The sequence below is a fragment of the Streptomyces sp. SID13666 genome, assembly GCF_010548325.1.
GTDB lineage: Bacteria > Actinomycetota > Actinomycetes > Streptomycetales > Streptomycetaceae > Actinacidiphila > Actinacidiphila fildesensis.
Window position 1 is genome coordinate 334,875 of sequence record NZ_JAAGLX010000002.1, and the last position, 20,322, is coordinate 355,196.

Annotated in this window: 14 protein-coding genes and 1 pseudogene; 9 read left to right on the forward strand and 6 right to left on the reverse strand. The window is 72.8% G+C overall.

The features are described 5' to 3' along the window. Window positions 1-4: 4 nt before the first annotated feature. Window positions 5-427, reverse strand: coding sequence for an STAS domain-containing protein (locus tag G3I60_RS06385; protein ID WP_164293946.1), 423 nt, complete (start codon window positions 425-427; stop codon window positions 5-7). Window positions 428-945: 518 nt separating this feature from the next. Here G3I60_RS06385 and G3I60_RS06390 point away from each other — a divergent pair. After that, a complete protein-coding gene (locus tag G3I60_RS06390; protein WP_164293947.1) occupies window positions 946-1,431 on the forward strand; it encodes a hypothetical protein in 486 nt (161 codons plus the stop codon). 111 nt (window positions 1,432-1,542) lie between these two features. Here G3I60_RS06390 and valS read toward each other — a convergent pair whose 3' ends face one another. Then, window positions 1,543-4,116 (reverse strand): valine--tRNA ligase, encoded by a 2,574-nt coding sequence (gene valS, locus G3I60_RS06395; RefSeq protein ID WP_164606774.1) that lies wholly within the window; start codon window positions 4,114-4,116, stop codon window positions 1,543-1,545. Between the two features lie 209 nt (window positions 4,117-4,325). Here valS and G3I60_RS06400 point away from each other — a divergent pair, with 209 nt between their 5' ends. Then, complete coding sequence (locus G3I60_RS06400) at window positions 4,326-5,003, forward strand: chaplin (RefSeq protein ID WP_138355614.1); 678 nt, start codon at window positions 4,326-4,328, stop codon at window positions 5,001-5,003. 374 nt (window positions 5,004-5,377) lie between these two features. Continuing rightward, window positions 5,378-9,436 (forward strand): Pls/PosA family non-ribosomal peptide synthetase, encoded by a 4,059-nt coding sequence (locus tag G3I60_RS06405; protein WP_343241926.1) that lies wholly within the window; start codon window positions 5,378-5,380, stop codon window positions 9,434-9,436. On the opposite strand, the pseudogene G3I60_RS06410 reads toward G3I60_RS06405, so the two are convergent. Beyond that, window positions 9,376-9,576, reverse strand: a pseudogene (locus G3I60_RS06410) (oxidoreductase); the annotation flags it as partial. The gene G3I60_RS06405 and the pseudogene G3I60_RS06410 overlap by 61 nt on opposite strands. A gap of 156 nt (window positions 9,577-9,732) precedes the next feature. Between G3I60_RS06410 and G3I60_RS46715 the strand changes: the two are divergent. From G3I60_RS46715 to G3I60_RS06440, 6 genes are all read left to right on the forward strand, one after another. Further along, window positions 9,733-10,653 carry a CAP domain-containing protein gene (locus G3I60_RS46715; RefSeq protein ID WP_343241923.1) on the forward strand — a complete coding sequence of 307 codons (921 nt, stop codon included), beginning with the start codon at window positions 9,733-9,735 and terminating at the stop codon, window positions 10,651-10,653. Between the two features lie 56 nt (window positions 10,654-10,709). Next, window positions 10,710-12,245 carry a sigma-70 family RNA polymerase sigma factor gene (locus G3I60_RS06420; RefSeq protein WP_164298870.1) on the forward strand — a complete coding sequence of 512 codons (1,536 nt, stop codon included), beginning with the start codon at window positions 10,710-10,712 and terminating at the stop codon, window positions 12,243-12,245. 122 nt (window positions 12,246-12,367) lie between these two features. Further along, a complete protein-coding gene (locus tag G3I60_RS06425) occupies window positions 12,368-13,837 on the forward strand; it encodes an MFS transporter (RefSeq protein ID WP_164606776.1) in 1,470 nt (489 codons plus the stop codon). Between the two features lie 132 nt (window positions 13,838-13,969). Continuing rightward, the gene (locus G3I60_RS06430) at window positions 13,970-14,692 is read left to right on the forward strand and encodes an ATP-binding cassette domain-containing protein (RefSeq protein WP_138359313.1); all 723 of its coding nucleotides are present in this window, start codon (window positions 13,970-13,972) and stop codon (window positions 14,690-14,692) included. A gap of 2 nt (window positions 14,693-14,694) precedes the next feature. Further along, entirely contained in the window at window positions 14,695-16,404 is a 1,710-nt protein-coding gene (locus G3I60_RS06435; protein ID WP_164606820.1) for a hypothetical protein, read from the forward strand. 37 nt (window positions 16,405-16,441) lie between these two features. Continuing rightward, window positions 16,442-16,858 (forward strand): hypothetical protein, encoded by a 417-nt coding sequence (locus G3I60_RS06440; RefSeq protein ID WP_164298868.1) that lies wholly within the window; start codon window positions 16,442-16,444, stop codon window positions 16,856-16,858. Between the two features lie 4 nt (window positions 16,859-16,862). Here G3I60_RS06440 and G3I60_RS06445 read toward each other — a convergent pair whose 3' ends face one another. The 3 genes from G3I60_RS06445 to G3I60_RS06455 all read right to left on the reverse strand — a co-directional run bounded on the left by G3I60_RS06445 (window position 16,863) and on the right by G3I60_RS06455 (window position 20,314). Next, window positions 16,863-17,870, reverse strand: coding sequence for a sugar phosphate isomerase/epimerase (locus tag G3I60_RS06445; protein WP_164298866.1), 1,008 nt, complete (start codon window positions 17,868-17,870; stop codon window positions 16,863-16,865). 134 nt (window positions 17,871-18,004) lie between these two features. Continuing rightward, window positions 18,005-19,186 carry a Gfo/Idh/MocA family protein gene (locus tag G3I60_RS06450; protein WP_164298864.1) on the reverse strand — a complete coding sequence of 394 codons (1,182 nt, stop codon included), beginning with the start codon at window positions 19,184-19,186 and terminating at the stop codon, window positions 18,005-18,007. A 75-nt stretch (window positions 19,187-19,261) separates the two neighbouring features. Then, window positions 19,262-20,314, reverse strand: coding sequence for a substrate-binding domain-containing protein (locus G3I60_RS06455; protein WP_138359321.1), 1,053 nt, complete (start codon window positions 20,312-20,314; stop codon window positions 19,262-19,264). Between the last annotated feature and the right edge of the window lie 8 nt (window positions 20,315-20,322).

Below are 20,322 nucleotides of genomic sequence, written 5' to 3' on the forward strand. Positions count from 1 at the left end.
TGCGTCAGTCCGGGCGCTTGCGCGGTGCGCGGGCGCAGGCGGCCTCCACCGTCGCGACGGGGCGCAGGTCCATCGTGAGGCCGGCCAGCCGCAGGATCCGCAGATGCCAGGGGTGGGTGCAGACCAGCCCCATCCAGCCGTCGTGCTCCAGAAGCCGGCGGTGGGTGCGGACCAGCAGCGTCAGGACGGCGCAGTCGAAGAACTGGGCAGGCCGCAGGTCCACGACCACCAGGGCGCCCGGCGACTCCGTCACGGCGGACACGCCCGCGCCGACCTCCTCGATCGTGGACAGGTCGATCTCCCCGCGTAACTCCACCACGGTGAACTCGCCCCGCTCGTAGGTGTGGACGAGCCGGCGCCGCGACAGCGCGGAGTCCGACCGGAGGGAGGTCTGGCCCGCGGTGGCGGGCTGGGTGTCCTCATCCATGCGCGGTCCCCTGTCCAACAGCTTCCGGATCGACGGAAGCACTCAGCCATACGGACTACCACCGGGGTCCCGGGCGACATCCCTGAACTCTAGGGACCGTGGGAAAAGCAGAAACGTGCAGGCAGCTGGCGGTTCAGTCCTGTGGGTGAATTTCGCCGAACGCCCTGCCGGTCGGCACATTTTGTGCAGGTGCGGCCTGTGTCGCGGCGACCGATCCCGCCCCGGTCCCACCCCGGTCCGAACCCGCCCGGTCGCCCCTCCGGTCGCCGAGTGGCGCCCCGGCCGTGGCGCTCCCACTCGTTCGGCGGTGCGCCGGGCAGCGGCCGTCCCTCCCGCCCATGATGCTGTGACCTGCCGGATCGCTGCCCAGCACGACGTCGGGTGCCGCCGTCCGAGGGACGCTCGGGCCCCGGCGAGGATGCGCGGGCCGACACATATCCCCTTTGGATGGATCTCAGGCATGGAGTCGACTGCGTGCACATCGTGCGCTCCCCGTGTCGGTGAACGGAGTTCGCACCATGCGTCGCATAGCCACGGTCCTGGCTGCCACCGCCCTCGCCTCCGTCGCGATCGGAGCCGGTGCCAGTGCCGCGTACGCCGCGGACCAGCCCTCGCTGAGCGTCACCCCGAGCCCGGCCATGCCCGGCTCCACCGTCGTCATCTCCGTCAGCGGCGGCTGCACCGCCTCCTCGGCCTCGGCCACGTCGGAGGCCTTCACCGGCAAGGTCGAGCTCTCCACCGGCTCGGCGCGCATCTACACCGGCACCACGACGATCAGGTCCGCCATCAAGGCCGGCACGTACTCGATCGACGTCGCGTGTCCCGGTGGCGCCACCAGCACCTACCGGTTCGAGGTCGGCACGGCGAGCAAGGGTGCCAGGACCGGTCTGGGCGGTTCGGTCGGCGGGATGAACACCGGCCGGATCGCGGGCGGCATCGCCCTCCTCGGCGTCGCGGCCGGCGGCGTCGTGATGCTGCGCCGCCGCCGGGCCGACCACAACTGACCGCTCCCCCCGGCGTGTGATCGCGCCCCGCAGCCGCGGCTGCCCCGGTTCATGGGCCCGGGGCAGCCGCTTCGGTCCGTCCGGTCGGTCACGGACTGGCCGTCCGGCCGGTCACAGACTGACGCGCACCGCCAAGGGTCCGGCGTCCTCCCGCTGTTCCACGGCGCCGATCCGGCCGGCGGCACGCACATCGGCGTCGACGAGGGCGTAGCGGTCGAGCACCTCACGCGGACCGGAGACCACGGCCTCCTTCACCTCGGCGCGCATGGACACCTTCGCCTCCGACTTGGCCTTGCGGACCGCCGCGATGACCTCGGCCGCCGTCGCCAGCAGCTCTCCGTCCCCGTCGGCGGCCAGGGCGCGGATCTCCGCCGCCGCGGGCCAGGCCGCACGGTGGACCGAGCCCTCGGCGTGCCAGGACCACACTTCCTCCGTGACGAACGGCAGCACGGGGGCGAAGAGCCGCAGCAGCGTGTCGAGGGCAGTGGTCAGGGCCGCGCGGGCCGAGTGCGTCCCGTCGATGTCCCATGATCCGTTGGCACTGCCCTCGGCGCCGTAGGCACGGTCCTTGACCAGTTCGACGTAGTCGTCGCAGAAGCGCCAGAAGAAGTGCTCCGTTCGCTCCAGGGCGCGCGCGTAGTTGAAGTCCTCGAACGCGGCGGTGACCTCCTCGACCGCCGCGGCGAGTTCGGCGAGCATCGCGCGGTCCAGGGGTTCGGTGACGGGGGTCCCGTCGGGCACCTCGCCGAAGCCGCGGACGAACTTGCTGGCGTTGAGGATCTTCACCGCGAGCCGGCGGCCGATCTTCATCTGGCCGGTGTCGAAGGCCGTGTCGGTGCCGGGACGGCCGCTGGCGGCCCAGTAGCGGACGGCGTCGGAACCGTGCTGGACGAGGAGGTCGGCGGGGGTGACCACGTTGCCCTTGGACTTCGACATCTTCTTGCGGTCCGGATCGAGGATCCACCCGGAGATCGTGGCGTGCTTCCAGGGCAGTACGCCGTGCTCGGCGTGCGAGCGGACGACGGTGGAGAACAGCCAGGTACGGATGATCTCGTGGGCCTGCGGGCGGAGGTCCATGGGGAAGACCCGCTCGAACAGATCCGGGTCCTTCAGCCACCGGCCGGCGATCTGCGGGGTGAGCGACGAGGTGGCCCAGGTGTCCATGATGTCGGGGTCGCCGGTGAAGCCGCCGGGCGCGCCGCGCTGTTGCTCGGTGTATCCCGCGGGCGCCTCGGCGCTGGGGTCGACCGGCAGCGCCGCCGGGTCCGGGGCGATCGGCCGGTCGTACTCCGGGTTGCCCTCCTGGTCCAGCGGATACCAGACCGGGATCGGCACGCCGAAGAACCGCTGGCGGCTGACGAGCCAGTCACCGTTGAGTCCGCTCACCCAGTTCTCGTAGCGCACCCGCATGTGTTCGGGGTGCCAGCGCAGTTCGGTGCCACGCCGGAGCAGTTCCTCACGCAGCGGGACGTCGCGCCCGCCGTTGCGCAGGTACCACTGGCGGGTGGTGACGATCTCGAGTGGCTTGTCGCCCTTCTCGAAGAACTTCACCGTGTGGGTGACCGGCCGCGGGTCGCCCTCCATCTCGCCGCCGGCCCGCAGCATCTCCACGACGCGCTCGCGGGCGGTGTGCGCGGTGGCTCCGGCCAGCCGGCCGTAGGCGGCGCGCGCCGCTTCGGAGTCGACGCCCGGGGGCGGATCCGCGGTGAAGCGGCCGTCCCAGCCGATCACCGGGCGGGTGTCGAGCCGGAGTTCGCGCCACCAGGTGACGTCGGTGGTGTCGCCGAAGGTGCACACCATGGCGATGCCCGAGCCCTTCTCCGGGTCGGCCAGCTGGTGCGCCAGCACGGGCACGGCGACATCGAAGAGCGGGGTGCGGACCGTCGTGCCGAACAGGTCCTGGTAGCGGGCGTCGTCGGGGTGGGCGACGAGCGCGACGCAGGCGGGGAGCAGTTCGGGGCGGGTGGTGTCGATCAGGACGCGGCGGCCGTCGGCGCCGTGGAACACCAGCCGGTGGTAAGCGGCCGGCCGCTCGCGGTCCTCCAGTTCGGCCTGGGCGACGGCGGTGCGGAAGGTGACGTCCCACAGCGTCGGTGCCTCGGCCATGTACGCCTCGCCGCGGGCGAGGCAGTTGAGGAAAGCGAGCTGCGAGGTGGCACGGGCCTCGTCGTTGATCGTCTGGTACGTCCGCGTCCAGTCCACCGACAGGCCGAGCCGGCGCCACAGGTCCTCGAACGCCTTCTCGTCCTCGACGGTCAGCCGCTCGCACAGTTCGATGAAGTTGCGCCGGGAGACGGGGAGCTGCTGCTTCCCCGGGTTCTCGGGCGGGGTGAACTCCGGGTCGTAGGGCAGCGCCGGGTCGCACCGGACACCGAAGTAGTTCTGCACGCGCCGCTCGGTCGGCAGGCCGTTGTCGTCCCACCCCATCGGGTAGAAGACCTCCTTGCCGCACATGCGCTGGTACCGCGCGATCGCGTCGGTGTGCGTGTACGAGAAGACATGGCCGACGTGCAGCGAACCGCTGACGGTGGGCGGCGGGGTGTCGATGGAGAACACCTGCTCGCGCGTCCTGGAGCGGTCAAATACGTATACGCCTGACGTGTCCCACCGTTGAGACCACTTCTCTTCCAGCCCGTCGAGGACGGGCCTCTCGGGAACGCCGCTCGGGCGGTGGGTGAACGTCATGCTCCGACATGCTAAAGGACGTGCGGTTCGCCGCTCCGGGCCGGGTGGTCCGCCGCGCGCGAGGAGGGAACCCCAGGCCACTTGGGCCGGGCCGTACACGACCACTCGAAGGGAGTGAAATACATATGAGCCATAACCCGAATGCCTCCGGTGCGTTGTGACGGGTGCGGACGTTCGGTCCGCGTGGAATTCCGGAAGGCAGGAAACCTATGAAACAGGTCGCCAGAAAGGGACTGCTCACCGCCATGGTCGCCGGCGGAGCACTGGCCAGTGCCGGATACGCGCACGCCGACGCGGGCGCCGGTGGTGACTCGGTGGGATCTCCCGGGGTGCTGTCGGGCAACTCGGTGCAGATCCCGGTGCACGTTCCGGTCAACCTGTGCGGGAACACGGTCAGTGTGGTCGGCCTGCTCAACCCGTCGTCCGGCAACGGATGTGCCGACGTCTCGCACGGTGGCGGTCCTGCCGCGGGTCCGGCCGCCGGCCAGGGCACCGGAGGCGCCCGGTCCACGACCACCGGCGACTCGGCCGCGCACGGCGCGACGAAGGGCTCGCCGGGGCTCCTGTCGGGCAACGGCCTGCAGCTGCCGATCGATCTGCCGGTGAACATCACGGGGAACGCGGTCAGCGTCGTGGGTATCGGGAACCCGTCGAGCGGAAACGTCTCTTCAAACCGGCCCGACACGCCTCCCGTCCGCACCCTCCCCGCGCCTCCGCGGCTGACCGTGCCGGTACCGGCGGGTCATCAGGCCCCGCTCGTCCAGGCCGAGGCCGGCGAGTCGCTCGCGCACACGGGCACGGACTCCCTGGGCTTCACCGTACCGGCGGGCGCTGCCCTGCTGATCGGCGGCACCGTGCTGTACCGGAGGTCACGTCCGCGGACGTGACGGGCTCCTGGGCCGGCCCGGGCCGGCGGCCGAACTCCCCCGGCCCCCGGCCGCGGCACGTCGGCCGCAGCAGCCGGCCGACCGCCCCATCACATCAGTGAATGACATCATTTGGGTGCATACAAGGCGTTCCCCTGCGTGGGACACCGCGGGAACGTGCATCCACCACCAGTGTCGTCTCACGGTCTCGCGGGGCCGTGCGGGCCCCGACTCCCGCGGCGGCGGAACCGGGCGCCGCGCACCGATATCTGAGCCACACTGCGAGAGCAAGGTAAGTGAAAGCACCAGAACAACGTGGCGAAGTCCCAGCCAGAACCGGCACCGGCGGCTTCGGTGGCGGCGCCCCAGGACTCGCGGCCGGGGCGGTGTGGCCGGTGGCCGGGGCGGCACCGGCCAGAACTCTGCTCGATGTGCTGGAGGCGTCGGCCCGGGCGCATCCCGACGCGCCCGCTCTGGACACCAGCACGGGCTCGCGGGCCGATGGGGGTTCCGGGCTGCTCGACTACCGCGCCCTGACGGCCCGGGTCACGGAACTGGCCGACCGGCTGGCGGCCGCGGGCATCGGCAGGGGCGACCGGGTCGGGGTGCGCGTCCCGTCGGGCACGGCGGAGTTGTACCTCGCGATCCTGGCGGTGCTGCGCACCGGAGCGGCCTACGTACCGGTGGACGCCGACGATCCGGACGAGCGCGCGGAGCTGATCTGGGCCGACGCCGCGGTGTGCGCGGTGATCGGCGCAGGATGCGAGATCGTGCCGCGCCCCGCGCAGCGGCCCGGTGGCCGGCCGGGCCGCCCGGGACCCGACGACGACGCCTGGATCATCTTCACCTCCGGCACCACCGGCCGTCCCAAGGGAGTGGCGGTCAGCCACCGTTCGGCCGCCGCGTTCGTCGACGCCGAGGCGCGGATCTTCCTCACGGACGCGCCGCTGGGCCCGGGCGACCGGGTGCTGGCGGGGCTGTCCGTCGCGTTCGACGCCTCGTGCGAGGAGATGTGGCTGGCCTGGCGGCACGGGGCGTGCCTCGTACCGGCCCCCCGGTCGCTGGTGCGGGCCGGCGTCGACCTGGGGCCCTGGCTGGTCGAACGGGGCGTCACCGTCGCCTCCACGGTGCCGACGCTGGTGGCGCTGTGGCCCGTGGAGTCGCTGGCCCGGGTGCGGCTGCTGATCCTCGGCGGTGAGGCGTGCCCGGCCGGACTCGTCGACCGGCTGGCAGCGCCGGGCCGCGAGCTGTGGAACACCTACGGGCCGACGGAGACCACCGTTGTCGCGTGCGCCTCGCTGCTGACGCCGGGGCAGCCGGTCCGGATCGGCACACCGCTGGACGGCTGGGAGATCGCCGTCGTCAACAGTGAGGGCAAGCCCGTCGCCTGGCACGAGACGGGAGAACTGCTGATCGGCGGGGTCGGCGCCGCCCGGTACCTCGACCCCGCCAAGGACGCCGAGAAGTTCCGTCCGCACCCGGGGCTGCGCGGCCCGCGCGTCTATCGCAGCGGTGACCTGGTGGTGGCGGAACCCGAGGGCCTGGTCTTCGTCGGGCGCGCCGACGAGCAGGTGAAGCTGGCCGGCCGCCGGGTCGAACTCGGTGAGATCGACGCGGCGTTGCGGGCGCTGTCCGGGGTGCGCTCCGCCGCGGCGGCCGTGCGGAACACGGCGGCGGGCGGCCAGGTACTGGTCGGCTACCTCGTCCTGGACCCACCGGACGGGGAGAAGGGACAGGACGGCGGAGACGCGACCGCCCAGCAGGACCCGCCGCGGTTCGACTCGGCTGCGGCGCGCGCCCTGCTGCTCGAACGGCTTCCGGCGACGCTGGTCCCCGCCCTGGCCGTGGTGGACGAACTGCCGACCCGCACCTCGGGAAAGGTCGACCGCGACGCCCTGCCCTGGCCGCTGCCGACGACCGCCGGTACCGGAGCGGACCCGTCGGGCGACGGCGCCACGCTCGGGGAGACGGCGGCCTGGCTCGCCGGGAAGTGGCGGGAGGCGCTCGGCCTGCCCGTCACCGGTGACAGCGACTTCTTCGCGCTCGGCGGCACCAGCCTGGCCGCCGCGCGACTCGTCTCGGTCCTGCGGGAGCGGTACCCCGGGGTCTCGGTGGCGGAGGTCTACGGCCGCCCCCGGCTGCGCGACCTCGCCGCCCACCTCGACGAACTCGGCGGCGGCCCGCGCGAGGAACGGCAGGTCCGGCCGACGCCGCGCCGCGCCGGAGCCGTTCAACTGCTGGTGCTGTCCGTGCTGTACACGCTCGGCGGACTGCGGTGGATGCTCGGCCTCGCGACGGTCGACAACCTGATCGGGCCGCTGCCCTGGGCGCCGCACACCTCCTGGTGGCTGATCCTGGGCGGCTGGATGGTGCTGTCGAGCGCCGCCGGCCGGGTCGCCATCGGCTCGGCGGCGGCCCGGCTGCTCACCGCCGGGATGCGACCGGGTTCCTATCCGCGCGGCGGCCGGGTCCATCTGCGGCTGTGGGCGGCGGAGCGGACGGTGGCCATGTTCAACATCGCCTCGCTGCTCGGCACACCCTGGGCCCGGCACTACGCCCGCGCGCTGGGCTGCCGGGTCGGGCGGAACGTCGATCTGCACACCGCGCCGCCGGTGACGGGCATGGCCCGGTTCGGCGACGGATGCGCCGTCGAACCGGAGGCCGACGTGGCCGGGTGGTGGCTGGACGGCGATGTCCTGCACCTGGGCGCCGTCGAGATCGGGGCCGGTGCCCGCGTCGGCACCCGGAGCACCCTGATGCCCGGTGCCAGGATCGGCGACGGCGCCGACATCGCGCCCGGCAGCTGCGTCCTCGGCGACGTCCCGGACCACCGGCAGTGGCACGGCTCCCCCGCCCGCCCCGTCACCGGCACACCGCAGGCCGGCGACGGCTGGCCGCTCCCCGACCACCACCGTGCACGCCGCTGGGACCTCGCCTACGCGCTCGCCCTGCCGGTCTTCAACCTGCTGCCGCTGATCGCGGCGGCGCCCGCGCTGTGGATGACGTACCAGGCGGTCCGCGGCGAGGGGACGCTCACCGGGGTCCTGGTGCGGCTGCTGGGGCTGACCCCGCTGCTCATGGTGGTGGGCGTCGTGGCGTACGCGGGGCTGATCGTCGTCCTCGTCCGGCTGTTCGGCATCCCGGTGAAGCCCGGTCATCACCGCGCGCACGGCGGTGTCGCCTTCTGCACCTGGATCGTGTCGGGTCTGATGACCACGGCGCGCGGCTCGCTCTTCCCGTTCTACGCCAGCCTGTTCACCCCGGTCTGGCTGCGGCTGCTCGGCGCCCGGGTGGGCCGCCGGGTCGAGGCGTCCACCGTGCTCGCGCTGCCCGGACTGCTGCGCGCCGACGACGGCGCGTTCCTGGCCGACGACTCGCTCGTCGCCCCGTTCGAGCTCCGTGGCGGCTGGTTGCGGCTCGGCGCCGCACGGGTCGGCCGCCGGGCCTTCGTCGGGAACTCCGGCATCGTCGGCCCGGGACGGGAGCTGCCCGACCACGCCCTCATCGGAGTGCTGTCCGACGCCCCCGAGCACGCGGAGCCGGGCTCGTCCTGGACCGGACGGCCGGGCTTCCCGCTGCCCCGCGTCCCGGACCACGCCGATCCCGGGCGTACCTACGACCCGCCCCGCCGGCTGGTGCTGGCCCGCTCGGCGGTGGAACTGTGCCGTGTCGTCCCGATGCTGTGCTCCGCGCTGCTGGGCGCCGGGTCCCTCGCGGTGCTGCAGGCCGTCTTCACCACGTACGGGCTGCTGGTCGGCGCGGCCGTCTCCGGTCTGGTGAGCGTGGGCGCCGGCATCGTCGCGCTGCTCCTCACGACCGCGGCCAAGTGGATGCTGGTGGGCCGCTTCCGCACGGGCGAGCACCCGTTGTGGTCGTCCTTCGTCTGGCGCAACGAGCTGTACGACAACTTCGTGGAAGAGCTGGCCATGCCCTGGATCGGCACGACCCTGACGGGCACACCGTTCCTGAACATCTGGCTGCGCAGCCTGGGTGCGCGCATCGGCCGTGGGGTGTGGTGCGAGAGCCACTGGCTGCCCGAGGCGGATCTGGTGCGGCTGGACGACGGCGTCAGCGTCAACCGCGGGTGCGTCCTGCAGACGCATCTGTTCCACGACCGGCTGATGCGTCTCGACGCGGTCCACGTCGGGGCGGGCGCCACGCTCGGCCCGCACTCCATCGTGCTGCCCGGCTCGGTGCTCGGCGCCGGGGCCTGCGTCGGCGCCTCCTCGCTCGTCATGCGCGGCGAGGGCGTACCGGCGGGGTCCCGGTGGGTGGGCAATCCGGTGGCTCCGTGGCCGCGGGAGGATCCCGGCACGCCGCCCGGAGCCGGCGCGGGCACCGGACGCCTCAGGTCCCCGGGCCGGCCCCGTGGTCCGGAGGACGGAGCGTCCGGTTACGAGGCCGGCGTCCCCACGGACACCAACCGCTCGGCCGCTTCGGGGTCGAGGGCGTAGGGGGCGACCCCGCTGCGGCTGCCCGGCTCGTTCGGCGCGGCTTCGTTGCAGTCCTCGAAGTACCGGCGGCCGATGCCGTCGAGCAGCGGCGAGGTCGCGACCAGCACAGAGGTGGCCGCGCCCTGCTCCGGTGTCTTCCACCGCATGCCGCCGCCAATGCTCTGGGCGCGGAGCCACACCCCCGCCTGACGGCCTGCCGGAACTCGTCCACGGATTTCTGTTATCGGCCTCCGCCCGCCGGATCTCCTGTGTGTGCACCCGCACCCAGCAGACCCCGCACCGGAAAGTGAAGCCGCGTGAACCGTGAGACCCAGCCCCCGACGTCCACCCCGGAACCGGGCGCGAGCAGCGCCCCGTACCAGCAGCGCCCGGACGGCCGGGGCACGCATTCGGCCGCCGGGCGGGGCCGCAGCGCCGGGCGGCACAGCGGGCGGAGCGGGCAGCACCGGGGGCGCCGCTCGCGGTGGGCGGCGGCCGTCGGTGGCGCCGCCGCGCTCATAGCCGTCGCGGGCGGCGGGTACACCGTGGTCCAGTCGACGACGGACCGGACCGACGAGACGCGTGCGGCCGCCGGACCCGCGCCGGTCACGGACGCCCCCGATCCGGCCGGCACCCCGGGCGGCGCCTCGGCGGCCACGGGATCCGCGGCCCCCGCCACCCCTTCCCACAGCGCCTCCGCCACGGCGACCCCCTCCGCGCAGCGGCCGGGCACCCACCCGGCCACCACCGTGCCGCACACCACCGGAACGGGCACCGGCACCGGGGGGACCGGCACGGGCGTCGGCTCCCGTAAGGCACCCTCCTCGGGCACGCTGTCCGGCGGCGGAACCACCGCCCGGTACGCGCAGCAGGTCGTGGACATGGTCAACACCGAACGCGCCCGGCAGGGCTGCAAACCCGTCACCGTCAACGCGAAGCTCCAGGCCGCGGCCCAGGCGCACTCCGATGACATGGCCGCCCGCAACTACTACGAGCACGACACCCCTGAGGGCGTCGGGCCGGGCGCGCGGATGACGGCCGCCGGCTACCGCTGGAGCACATGGGGCGAAAACATCTACAAGAGCCCCAAGGACGCCCAAACCGCGATGGACGGCTGGATGAAGAGCCCCGGACACCGTGACAACATCCTCAACTGCGCCTTCAAAGAGATCGGCGTCGGCATCAACATGAGTGCGAACGGTCCCTGGTGGACCCAGGACTTCGGCGCGGCCTCCTGAGGTCACGGACGGTGCGGGGCAACACGGCACGAGACGGTGGACGGGAGCGGTCGGACGTGGAGCGGGACAGCGGGGCCGCGCTGGTGGCGGCCGCCAGGGCCGGGGACGAAGGGGCCCGCGAGGAGCTGGTCGCGGCGTATCTGCCGCTGGTCTACAACATCGTGGGCCGGGCGCTGGACGGGCATGCCGACGTCGACGACGTCGTGCAGGAGACGATGCTGCGCGTCCTGAGCGCCCTGCCCGACCTCCGCGATCCGGCGGCCTTCCGTTCCTGGCTCGTCGCCATCGCGATGAACCAGGTCCGCCGGCTGCGGTCGGCGAGCGGTACGCCCCGCGCCGACGGGCTCGACCAGGCGCGGGAGATCGCCGACCCGACGGCCGACTTCACCGACCTGACGATCTGGCGGCTCGGCCTGTCCGGGCAGCGCCGGGAGGTGGCCGAGGCCACCCGCTGGCTCGACGCCGACGACCGGGAGCTGCTGTCGCTGTGGTGGCTGGAGGCGGCCGACGTCATCACCCGCGAGGAGCTGGCCGCCGGGCTCGGGGTCCCGGCACGGCACGCGGCGGTGCGCGTCCAGCGGATGAAGGAGCAGTTGGAGACAGGCCGGCTCGTGGTGCGGGCGCTGGCCGCCGTACCGCGCTGCCCCGAGCTGGGCTACCTCGTCGCGCCCTGGGACCAGATACCGTCCGCGCTGTGGCGCAAGCGCATCGCCCGGCACGCCCGTGACTGCCCGGACTGCTCCGGGCGCGCCGCCGACCTGGTGCCGGCCGAGGGGCTGCTCGCCCGGCTCAGCCTGGTGCCCGTCCTCCATTCCCCCGGCCTCGGCTCCCCGGCCGGCTCACCGACCGCAGCACACGGCTCGGGTGGTTCAAGCGGTGCCCATGGTCCCGCCAGTGCGCACGGCTCCGGCGGTTCGCACCGCTCCGGTGGCGGCTCGGGAGGCTCACGCGGCTCGGGCTCGCGCGGAAAACCGCCGCGCTCCCGGCGGCCCCGTACGCCGGCCGTCGTCGCCGGCGTGCTGCTGGTGACGGGCACAGCGGTGGTGGCCGCGCTGCGGTGGGGACCCGGTCAGGCGTCCCCCGCGCCGGCTGCCGCGCCCTCCCTGGCGGCCACCGCACCCGTGACCACCGCGCCCGCCCCCCTATCCCCGACGCCGACCGCGACGCCCGCTCCGACCACCAAGCCCGCGGCGCCGCCCGCCCGTCCCCGGCCCACCCTCGAACAGCAGGTCACCGAGCTGGTCAACGCGCAGCGGGCGCTGCACGGCTGCCGCCCGGTGCGCGCGGACGCGAAGCTGCATGCGGCGGCGCAGGCACACTCCGACGACATGGCCGCCCGTGGCTACTACGAGCACGACACCCCGGAGGGGGTGGGCCCGGACGCGAGGATCACCGCCGCGGGCTACACGTGGAGCAGATGGGGCGAGAACATCGACCGCGGCCCGTCGACCGCCTCCCGTGCGGTCGCCGACTGGATGAGCGATGCCGCACACCGGGACAACATCCTCAACTGCCAGTTCACGCACATCGGAGTGGGCGCCCACCTTGGTTCCGGCGGCCCTTGGTGGACCCAGGACTTCGCCGCCCACTGACGTCCGGCCCGGAGCGCATCCGGGCCTGATCGCTTCGGCGGTCCGGGAGTCTCAAGCGATGCTGGAGCGCTTCGGGGAACCCTGCTCGCAGTTGCCTGCGCAGTTCTTCGAAGGGATCCCTCATGGCTGTCGTCGCGGAGGCCACCACCACCGCCGTCCCGGCAAGGCACCGCCTGCGCTGGTACGCGCTGGCCGCGGTCCTGGCCACCCACTGCATGGACCTGCTCGACTCCATGATGGTCAGCACCGCCGGCCCGACGATCCGCACCGGACTGCACGGCAGCTACTCCGATCTCCAGTGGATGACCGCCGGCTACACCCTCGCCTTCGCCACGATGCTGATCACCGGGGGGCGGATGGGCGACATCTTCGGCCTCAAGCGGGTGTTCCTGGTCGGCACCGCCGGCTTCACCGTCGCGTCGGTGGTCGCCGGACTCTCCGTGAACACCGACATGCTCATCGGGATGCGCAGCCTGCAGGGGTTCTTCGTCGCCATCATGGTCCCGCAGGGCCTCGGCATCCTGCGGGAGCTGTTCCCGGGGCGTGAACTCCCGAAGGCGATCGGCATGATGGGCCCGGTCGTGGGTATGGCGGCGATCATCGGACCCATCCTGGGCGGCGCTCTGGCCAGTGGCGACCTGTTCGGCCTGGGCTGGCGCGCGGTGTTCTTCGTCAACGCACCGATCGGTCTCGCCGCGGTCATCGGCGGGATCAAACTCATCCCCGGCACCGGCCCCACCGACCGAGGCCGATCGCGCCGGCTGGACGGAGTGGGTACGGCGCTGGCGGCGGCGGCGATGCTCCTGCTCGCCTACCCCCTGATGCAGGGACGCGACAAGGGCTGGCCCGCCTGGTGCTTCATCAGCATGGCCGCCGCGCTACCCGTGCTCGTCGTCTTCGGGATGCACCAGCGGCGCCGTGCCGCGGCAGGGCGCACCCCGCTCGTGGAGCTCGGGCTGTTCAACAACATGCGGTTCGTCGTCGCGCTGCTGCTGGGCATGCTGTACTACGTGGCGCTGAGCGGCATGATGTTCGCGCTCATCGTTCAGCTGCAGCTCGGCCACGGGTTCTCGGCCCTGGACGCCGGGCTGGTGATGATGCCCTGGACACTCGGCTCGGCCATCGGTGCGGCCCTCGCCGGAGCGGTGCTGGTGCGCCGGTGGGGTGACCGGGCGACCCTGCAGGCGGGGCTGGGGGCTCTGGCCGTCGGGGCGGTGGCCCTGACCGTCGTCGTCGCCAACATCCACTCCAGCGATCAAACGGTGACAGCGTGGCAGCTGCTGCCGGCGCTGCTGGTGATCGGACTGGGTATGGGCGGCGTACTGACGCCCTACTACAACATCGCCATCGGGAGCGTGGCCATCAAGGAGACCGGCTCGGCCTCCGGACTGCTGAACGCCTTCCAGCAGGTGGGCAACAGTATCGGGGTGGCAGCGCTGGGCACGGTCTTCCTGAGCTGCCTCACCCACGGGGGCACCGGAGGATTCGACGGGGCCATGCAGGTGACCTTCTGGATCGCGGCCGGGCTGCTGACCGCGGCCTTCGCGTCAGCCTTCCTGCTCCCGAGCCGGACGCACCATCGGGAGGACTGACACCCCCTTGGTGTACGCCCGGCAACCGGACGGGTGTCTCCCGCAGCGCCCCCGTCGCTGCGGGAGACACCTTCGTGTTCGGATACCGTTCGCCTCAGCAAGGTGAAGGACACGTTCTGAGGAGCACGGCCGATGGGCGCACCGCTACTGCAACTCACCGGCGTGAGCCGCTCCTACGGAAAGCGCACGGTGCTGCATCCGGTGGACCTCTCGCTGGACGGCGGCCAGTGCGTCGCGCTGCTCGGCCACAACGGGTCGGGGAAGTCCACACTGCTGCGGATCGCCGCCGGGCGGGACAAGCCCACCAAGGGCAAGGTCACCTTCGACGGCCGCCCCATGACGGAGAACGACGCCCGAGTGCGGGCCCGGGTGGCGGTGGTCGGGGACACCGTGGCGTGCTACCCGGACCTCACCGTGCGCCAGCACCTGCAGCTCGTCGCCGTCGCGCACGGGGTGGAGGGGGCGGACGCGTGGATCGATCACGTACTCGCCGACCGGCTGCTGAGCGAGCACGCCAGGTCGCTGCCCTCGGGCCTCTCCTCCGGGCAGCTGCAGTCGCTGCTGCTGGCGTCCGCGCTCGTGCGGCCGCGGGATCTGCTGCTGCTGGACGAGCCCGAGCAGCGGCTCGACCCCGACGCGCGGCGGCGGCTGGCCGACCTGATCGCCGCGGAGGCGGCCGACGGGGTGGGCGTCCTGCTGGTCACCCACCACGCCGAGCTGGCGCGCGCGGTCGCCGACCGGGTGCTGGTGCTGCGCGAGGGCAAGCTGGTCGCCGACGGCACACCCGATGAGGTGCTTTCCGACGACGCGGCCGACACCACGTGGCAGACCGGCGTCGCGGGCGCGGCCCGGTGAGTATGACGACGCGGCACACCGGGGAACAGGCCGGAAACGACGGAGCCGACGGCGGCCTCGACGACGAGCGGGACGCCTCCTGGGACGAGGAGGAGGACGACTGGACCGCCGAGGCGCTGCTGCTGTTGCGCAATCTGCGCTCCCCGCACCGCCGCAAGCGGGCCGGCCAGGTCGGCTTCGCGGTCTACTGCGTCCTGCTGATCCTGGTCGTGTGGGGTGTGCTCCCCGGCTTCAGCCTGTTCATCAAGAGCTCCATGGGCGCGGACTACACCGTGCACGGCGCGGCGATCCTCGCCGCCGTCCCGTCGGGGGTCTGCGCGCTGGCACTCGGCGCGCTACTGGTCGCCGCGCGCGACGCGCTGTGGCGGGGGCCGGTGGTGCCGCCGCGTGACAGCGCGGACTGGCTGCTGACCCAGCCGGTGCGTATCGCCCGCATCCTGCTGCCGTGGTTCTGGCTCTCCTGCGCGGTCTCACTGTCCGTGGGACTGCTGGCCTCCGTGATCGGCATGGTGACGCTGGGACTGACGGTCAAGACCGGGCTCGCGGCCGCCTTCGCCTGGTGCGCGGTCGGCGGCGTGTGCGTACCGCTGCTCGCCACCGCGCTAGCCGTGGCCGTCGAGGCCCATGAGTCCTTCGCCCGGCGGGTGCGGACCGCGACCCCGTACGCGGGTCTCCTCGTACTGGCCCTCGCCATCCAGAGCGGGCTGGCGGCAGCGGGTCACCGGGTGACCTGGCTGGAACGGATCGAGCTGTGGTCGGGGCCGTGGGGCTGGAGCGGTATCGCCGCCCTGTCGCCGACCCCGGCAGCCGTGCCGGGCGGTCCGGTCGCGGCGCTGCTGGCGCTGGCCGTCACGGCGGCGGCGATCGAGCTGGCGCGGCGGGCGGCGGGTTCGCTGCCGCTGGCCACCGTGCGGCAGCGGTCCCGCACCACGACCGTTGTGCTGGCCGCTTTGCAGACGGTGGAACTGCGCACCGCCCGCCAGGTCGCCGCGGGCGCCTCCGGGACGCCGCGCCCCGCGCGGCTGCAGCTGCCCGCGCCGCGCCACGCGGTCCTGGCCGTGCCGTGGCGCGACGCGCTCGCGCTGATCCACGCCCCCGGCCGGATCGGGCGTTCCGTTCTGCTGTCCGTGCTCGCGGTCCTGAGCGCGGTCGTGGCCGCCGACTCACGGCACGCCGGGGGCGTCGCTGCCACGGCCGCCGCACTGGTCTTCGGCTACTGGGCCGTCGCACAGCTTCTGGAACCGGCCCGGCTGGAGACCGACGACACCCGGCGCGGTTCGTGGTCCCCGTACCCGTACGGCGGCCTCATGCTGCGGCACACCATCGTGCCCGTGGTCCTGGGGCTGGTGTTCGCCCTGGTCGCGGGGGTCTGCGTGGTGCTGCTCGGCGGCGGGGTGCGCGTCGCGCTGGCGCCGGCCGTGGTGCCGGCGTTCGTCGCCGCCGGCCTGGTGAACGCCTGCCGGGGTGTGTCCAAGCAGCATCTGCTGCTGTCGCCCGCGCAGAGTCCGACCGGCAGCGTCGGCCCGGTGCTCTTCCTGGCCTGGTACCTGTCGGGACCGCTGGTGGCGATCGCCGCGCTGATCGTTCCCTTTGTGCTCGCCCTGCACACACCGACGGCTGAGCATCTCCTCCTCACGGTGTGTGTGAGCGCGGCCGTCACCGCGGGTCTGCTGCAGTGGGCGTACGTGCGTGCCGGCAAGCTCCTCGCATGACCGACGGGGTGGTACCGCGTCGGGCAGGCTGGGCGGCATGAACGTTCCCAGCCGCGGTGCGTGGCTGCGCGCCGGAATCAGCCGCGACGGCGGACCGCTGCGCGAGGACCACCATGTGGTGTGGGTGCAGGCCGGCGCGTACTACGCGGACAGCCGCGGTTTCGCCGGCCGTACCTCGTACGACGGTGAGCAGGTCCGCTTCCACCATGACGTGGGCGAGGCCGGCGACGACACCGGCACGCTCAGGCCGGACGGCGAGAACCTGACCGAGACCGGCACCAACCCCGACGGCAGCACCTTCCGGGAGATCTGGGGACCTCTCCCGGACGGCGGCGGCCCGTGCGGCGCCTGGCGGGCAGGACCGGTGCAGGTCGTCCGGGTCGGCGCACATGTCGTGCACGTCGACGGCACCGGCGGAACCTACCTGCTGCTGCCGTCGCCCGGCTCCCGCTGAGCGTTCACTTCGCGGAGAACGCCGCGTCGAACGAGGCGGCGGGGGGTTCGATCGCCGCCAGGCGGCGCACGAAGGCCAGCGCTTCGGGGGCACCGAGCAGCCGGTCCATGCCCGCGTCCTCCCATTCGACGCTCAGCGGTCCGGTGTAGCCGATGGCGTTCAGCGCCCGGAAACTGTCCTCCCAGGGCACGTCGCCGTGCCCGGTGGAGATGAAGTCCCAGCCGCGCCGGAGGTCGGACCACGGAAGGTGCGAGGAGAGCCTGCCGCGGCGCCCGTCACCGGTGCGGACCTGGGCGTCCTTGCAGTCGACGTGGTAGATCCGGTCGGCGAAGTCGAGGATGAAGTTCACCGGATCGAGGTCCTGCCAGACGAAGTGCGAGGGGTCCCAGTTGAGGCCGAACGCGGGCCGGTGGCCGATGGCCTCCAGCGCGCGGACCGTCGTCCAGTAGTCGTAGGCGATCTCCGACGGGTGCACCTCGTGGGCGAACCGGACGCCCTCGGTGTCGAAGACATCGAGGATCGGGTTCCAGCGGTCGGCGAAGTCCTGGTAGCCCGCTTCGATCATGGCGGCGGGCGCGGGCGGGAACATGGCGACGGTGTGCCAGATCGACGAGCCGGTGAATCCGACCACGGTGTCGACGCCCAGCAGCGCGGCGGCGCGGGCGGTGTCCTTCAACTCCTGCGCCGCACGGCGGCGTACCCCTTCGGCGTCGCCGTCGGCCCAGATCCGGGCCGGGAGGATGTCCTGGTGGCGCTGGTCGATGGGGTGGTCGCAGACGGCCTGGCCGACGAGGTGCGTGGAGATCGCCCACACCTTGAGGTGGTGCTTCTCCAGAATCTCCAGCCGCCGCGGTACGTAGCCGGGATCGGCGAGCGCGCGGTCGACCTCGAAGTGGTCGCCCCAGCAGGCGATCTCCAGGCCGTCGTATCCCCAGCCGGAGGCGAGCGCGCAGACCTCCTCGAAGGGCAGGTCCGCCCACTGGCCGGTGAAGAGGGTGACGGGACGGGGCATGGCGGTCCTCCGGCGGGAGCGGGTCGGTCCGGTCGTCGGCTGTCGGACGGCCGGTGGAAAGCGGGGCGGCGGCGCCTGTCGGCGGCAGGAGCCACCACCCCGCGCTGAGGGGGGCGGTCGGGCAGGGTCCTGGGTCAGCCGACGGGTGTCCACCGGCTGTCGTCGCGCGCGCTGGCCTCGACGGCGGCCAGCACCCGCTGCACCTGCAGTCCGTCGGCGAACGACGGTGCGGGATCGGAACCGTCCCCGATCGCCTGCACGAAGTCCCGGATCTCATGGGTGAAGCTGTGCTCGTAGCCCAGGAGATGGCCGGGCGGCCACCAGGCGCCGGCGTAGGGGTGGTCGGGTTCGGTGACGAGGATGCGGCGGAAACCGGCGGTCCGCGCGTTCTCGGTGTGGTCGTGGAACCAGAGGTCGTTCATCGACTCGAAGTCGAAGGCCAGTGACCCCTCGGATCCGTTGAGTTCGATCCGCAGGGCGTTCTTGCGGCCCGCGGCGAACCGGGTGGCCTCGAACGAGGCGAGCGCGCCGGCCGCGGTGCGCGCGGTGAACAGGGCGGCATCGTCCACGGTCACCGGACCCGTCCCGCCGGCCGCCGCTCCCGGGGCGAGCCCGTCCGAGGTGCCGGCCAGCGGGCGTTCCTTGACGAAGGTCTCGGTCACCGCCGAGACGCCGGTGATCCGGGAGCCGCCGACGAACTGCGCCAGGTCGATGATGTGCGCGCCGATGTCGCCGAGGGCGCCGGAGCCCGCCCGTTCCTTCTGCAGCCGCCACACCAGCGGGAACAGCGGATCGGTGATCCAGTCCTGGAGGTACTGGGCGCGGATGTGCCGGATCCGCCCCAGTCTGCCGTCGGCCACCAGCCGGCGGGCGAGCGCGATGGCCGGCACCCGCCGGTAGTTGAAGCCGACCATGGAGCGGACACCGCGGGCGGCGGCCCGTTCGGCGGCCGCCGTCATCGCCTCGGCCTCGGCGACGGTGTTGGCGAGCGGCTTCTCGCACAGCACGTGCTTGCCGGCCTCCAGCGCGGCGACGGCCAGCTCGGCATGACTGTCGCCGGGAGTGCAGATGTCCAGGACGTGGATGTCGTCGCGGACCAGCAGCTCCTTCACATCGGTGACGGCCTCGGCCCAGCCGAGCTGTTCCGCTGCGCGCGCCACATCGGGACCCGACCGGCCGGCGACGGCCACCATCGCGGGGCGGCGCGGCAGCTCGAAGAACGCGCCCACGGACCGCCAGGCCTGGGAGTGGGCGCGCCCCATGAAGGAGTACCCGACCAGGCCGACGCCGAGGGCCGGTGGCTGTGCTGGGGACATCGTCGTCGATCCCTTTCCGTCGTTCGTTTCCGTCGTTCGTTTCCGGAACGGCCGCGCCGCCGTCCGGCCGGGTGGTTACGAGAAGCCGACGGCCATGTACTGGTCGACGTTCTCCTTCGTCACCACCGCCGAGAAGGTGGTGACCGAGGCCGGTACCTCGTGCTCGACGAGGTCGGCCATGCCATGGCCCTGGGCGATGAGCCGGGCGACGGTGATCGAGGACGACGCCATGCTCGGGCTGTAGAGCACGGTGGCCTTCACCGGGCTGTCGTCGGCCTTGATCGACTCCATGGCCTTGCGGGATCCGGCGCCCCCGACCACGACGAACTCCTTGTCGCGCTGCGCCTGCTTGATCGCCGCGAGCACGCCGATCCCCTGGTCGTCGTCGTGGTTCCACATCGCGTCGATCTTCGGAGTGGCCTGCAGCAGCTGCGCGGTGACCCGCTGGCCGGTGGCGGCGGTGAAGTCGGCGGCCTGCCGGGCCGCCAGCCGCAGCCCGTTGGCGGCCAGCGCGTCCTTGAAGCCCTTGCTGCGCTGCTGGGTGAGTTCGAGGTTGTCGATCCCGGCGACCTCGACGATGACCGGATCGCTCTTGCCCGCCGCCTTCATCCGGCGGGCGATGAAGTTGCCCGCGTTCACGCCCATGCCGTAGTTGTCGCCGCCGATCCAGGTGCGGTAGGCCAGTCCGCTGGCGAAGATGCGGTCCAGGTTGATCACCGGAATGCCGGACGCCATCGCCTTCTTGGCGATCTCGGTGAGGGCCTTGCCGTCGAAGGGCAGGATGACGAGCGCGTCCACCTTGGCGTCGATCAGCGACTGCACCTGCTGGATCTGCGCGGCGACGTCGTTGGTGCCCTCGGTCGCCTTGAGGGTGACGTCGGAGTACTGCTGGGCCTGTGCCTTGGCGTTGATGGTGATCGCGGCGGTCCAGCCGTGGTCGGCGGCCGGGGCCGAGAACCCGATGGTGACCGCCTTACCCGCGGTCGCTCCCGACGAGGACGCGCCGGCCTTCACCTGCGGGGCGCTCTTGTCGTTGTCGCTGCTGTTGGTGCATCCGGTGAGGAGGGCGCCCGCGCCGATCGCCGCCCCGCCGAAGAGGACGTGTCTGCGGTCCAAACTGGTGCTCATATCGGTCT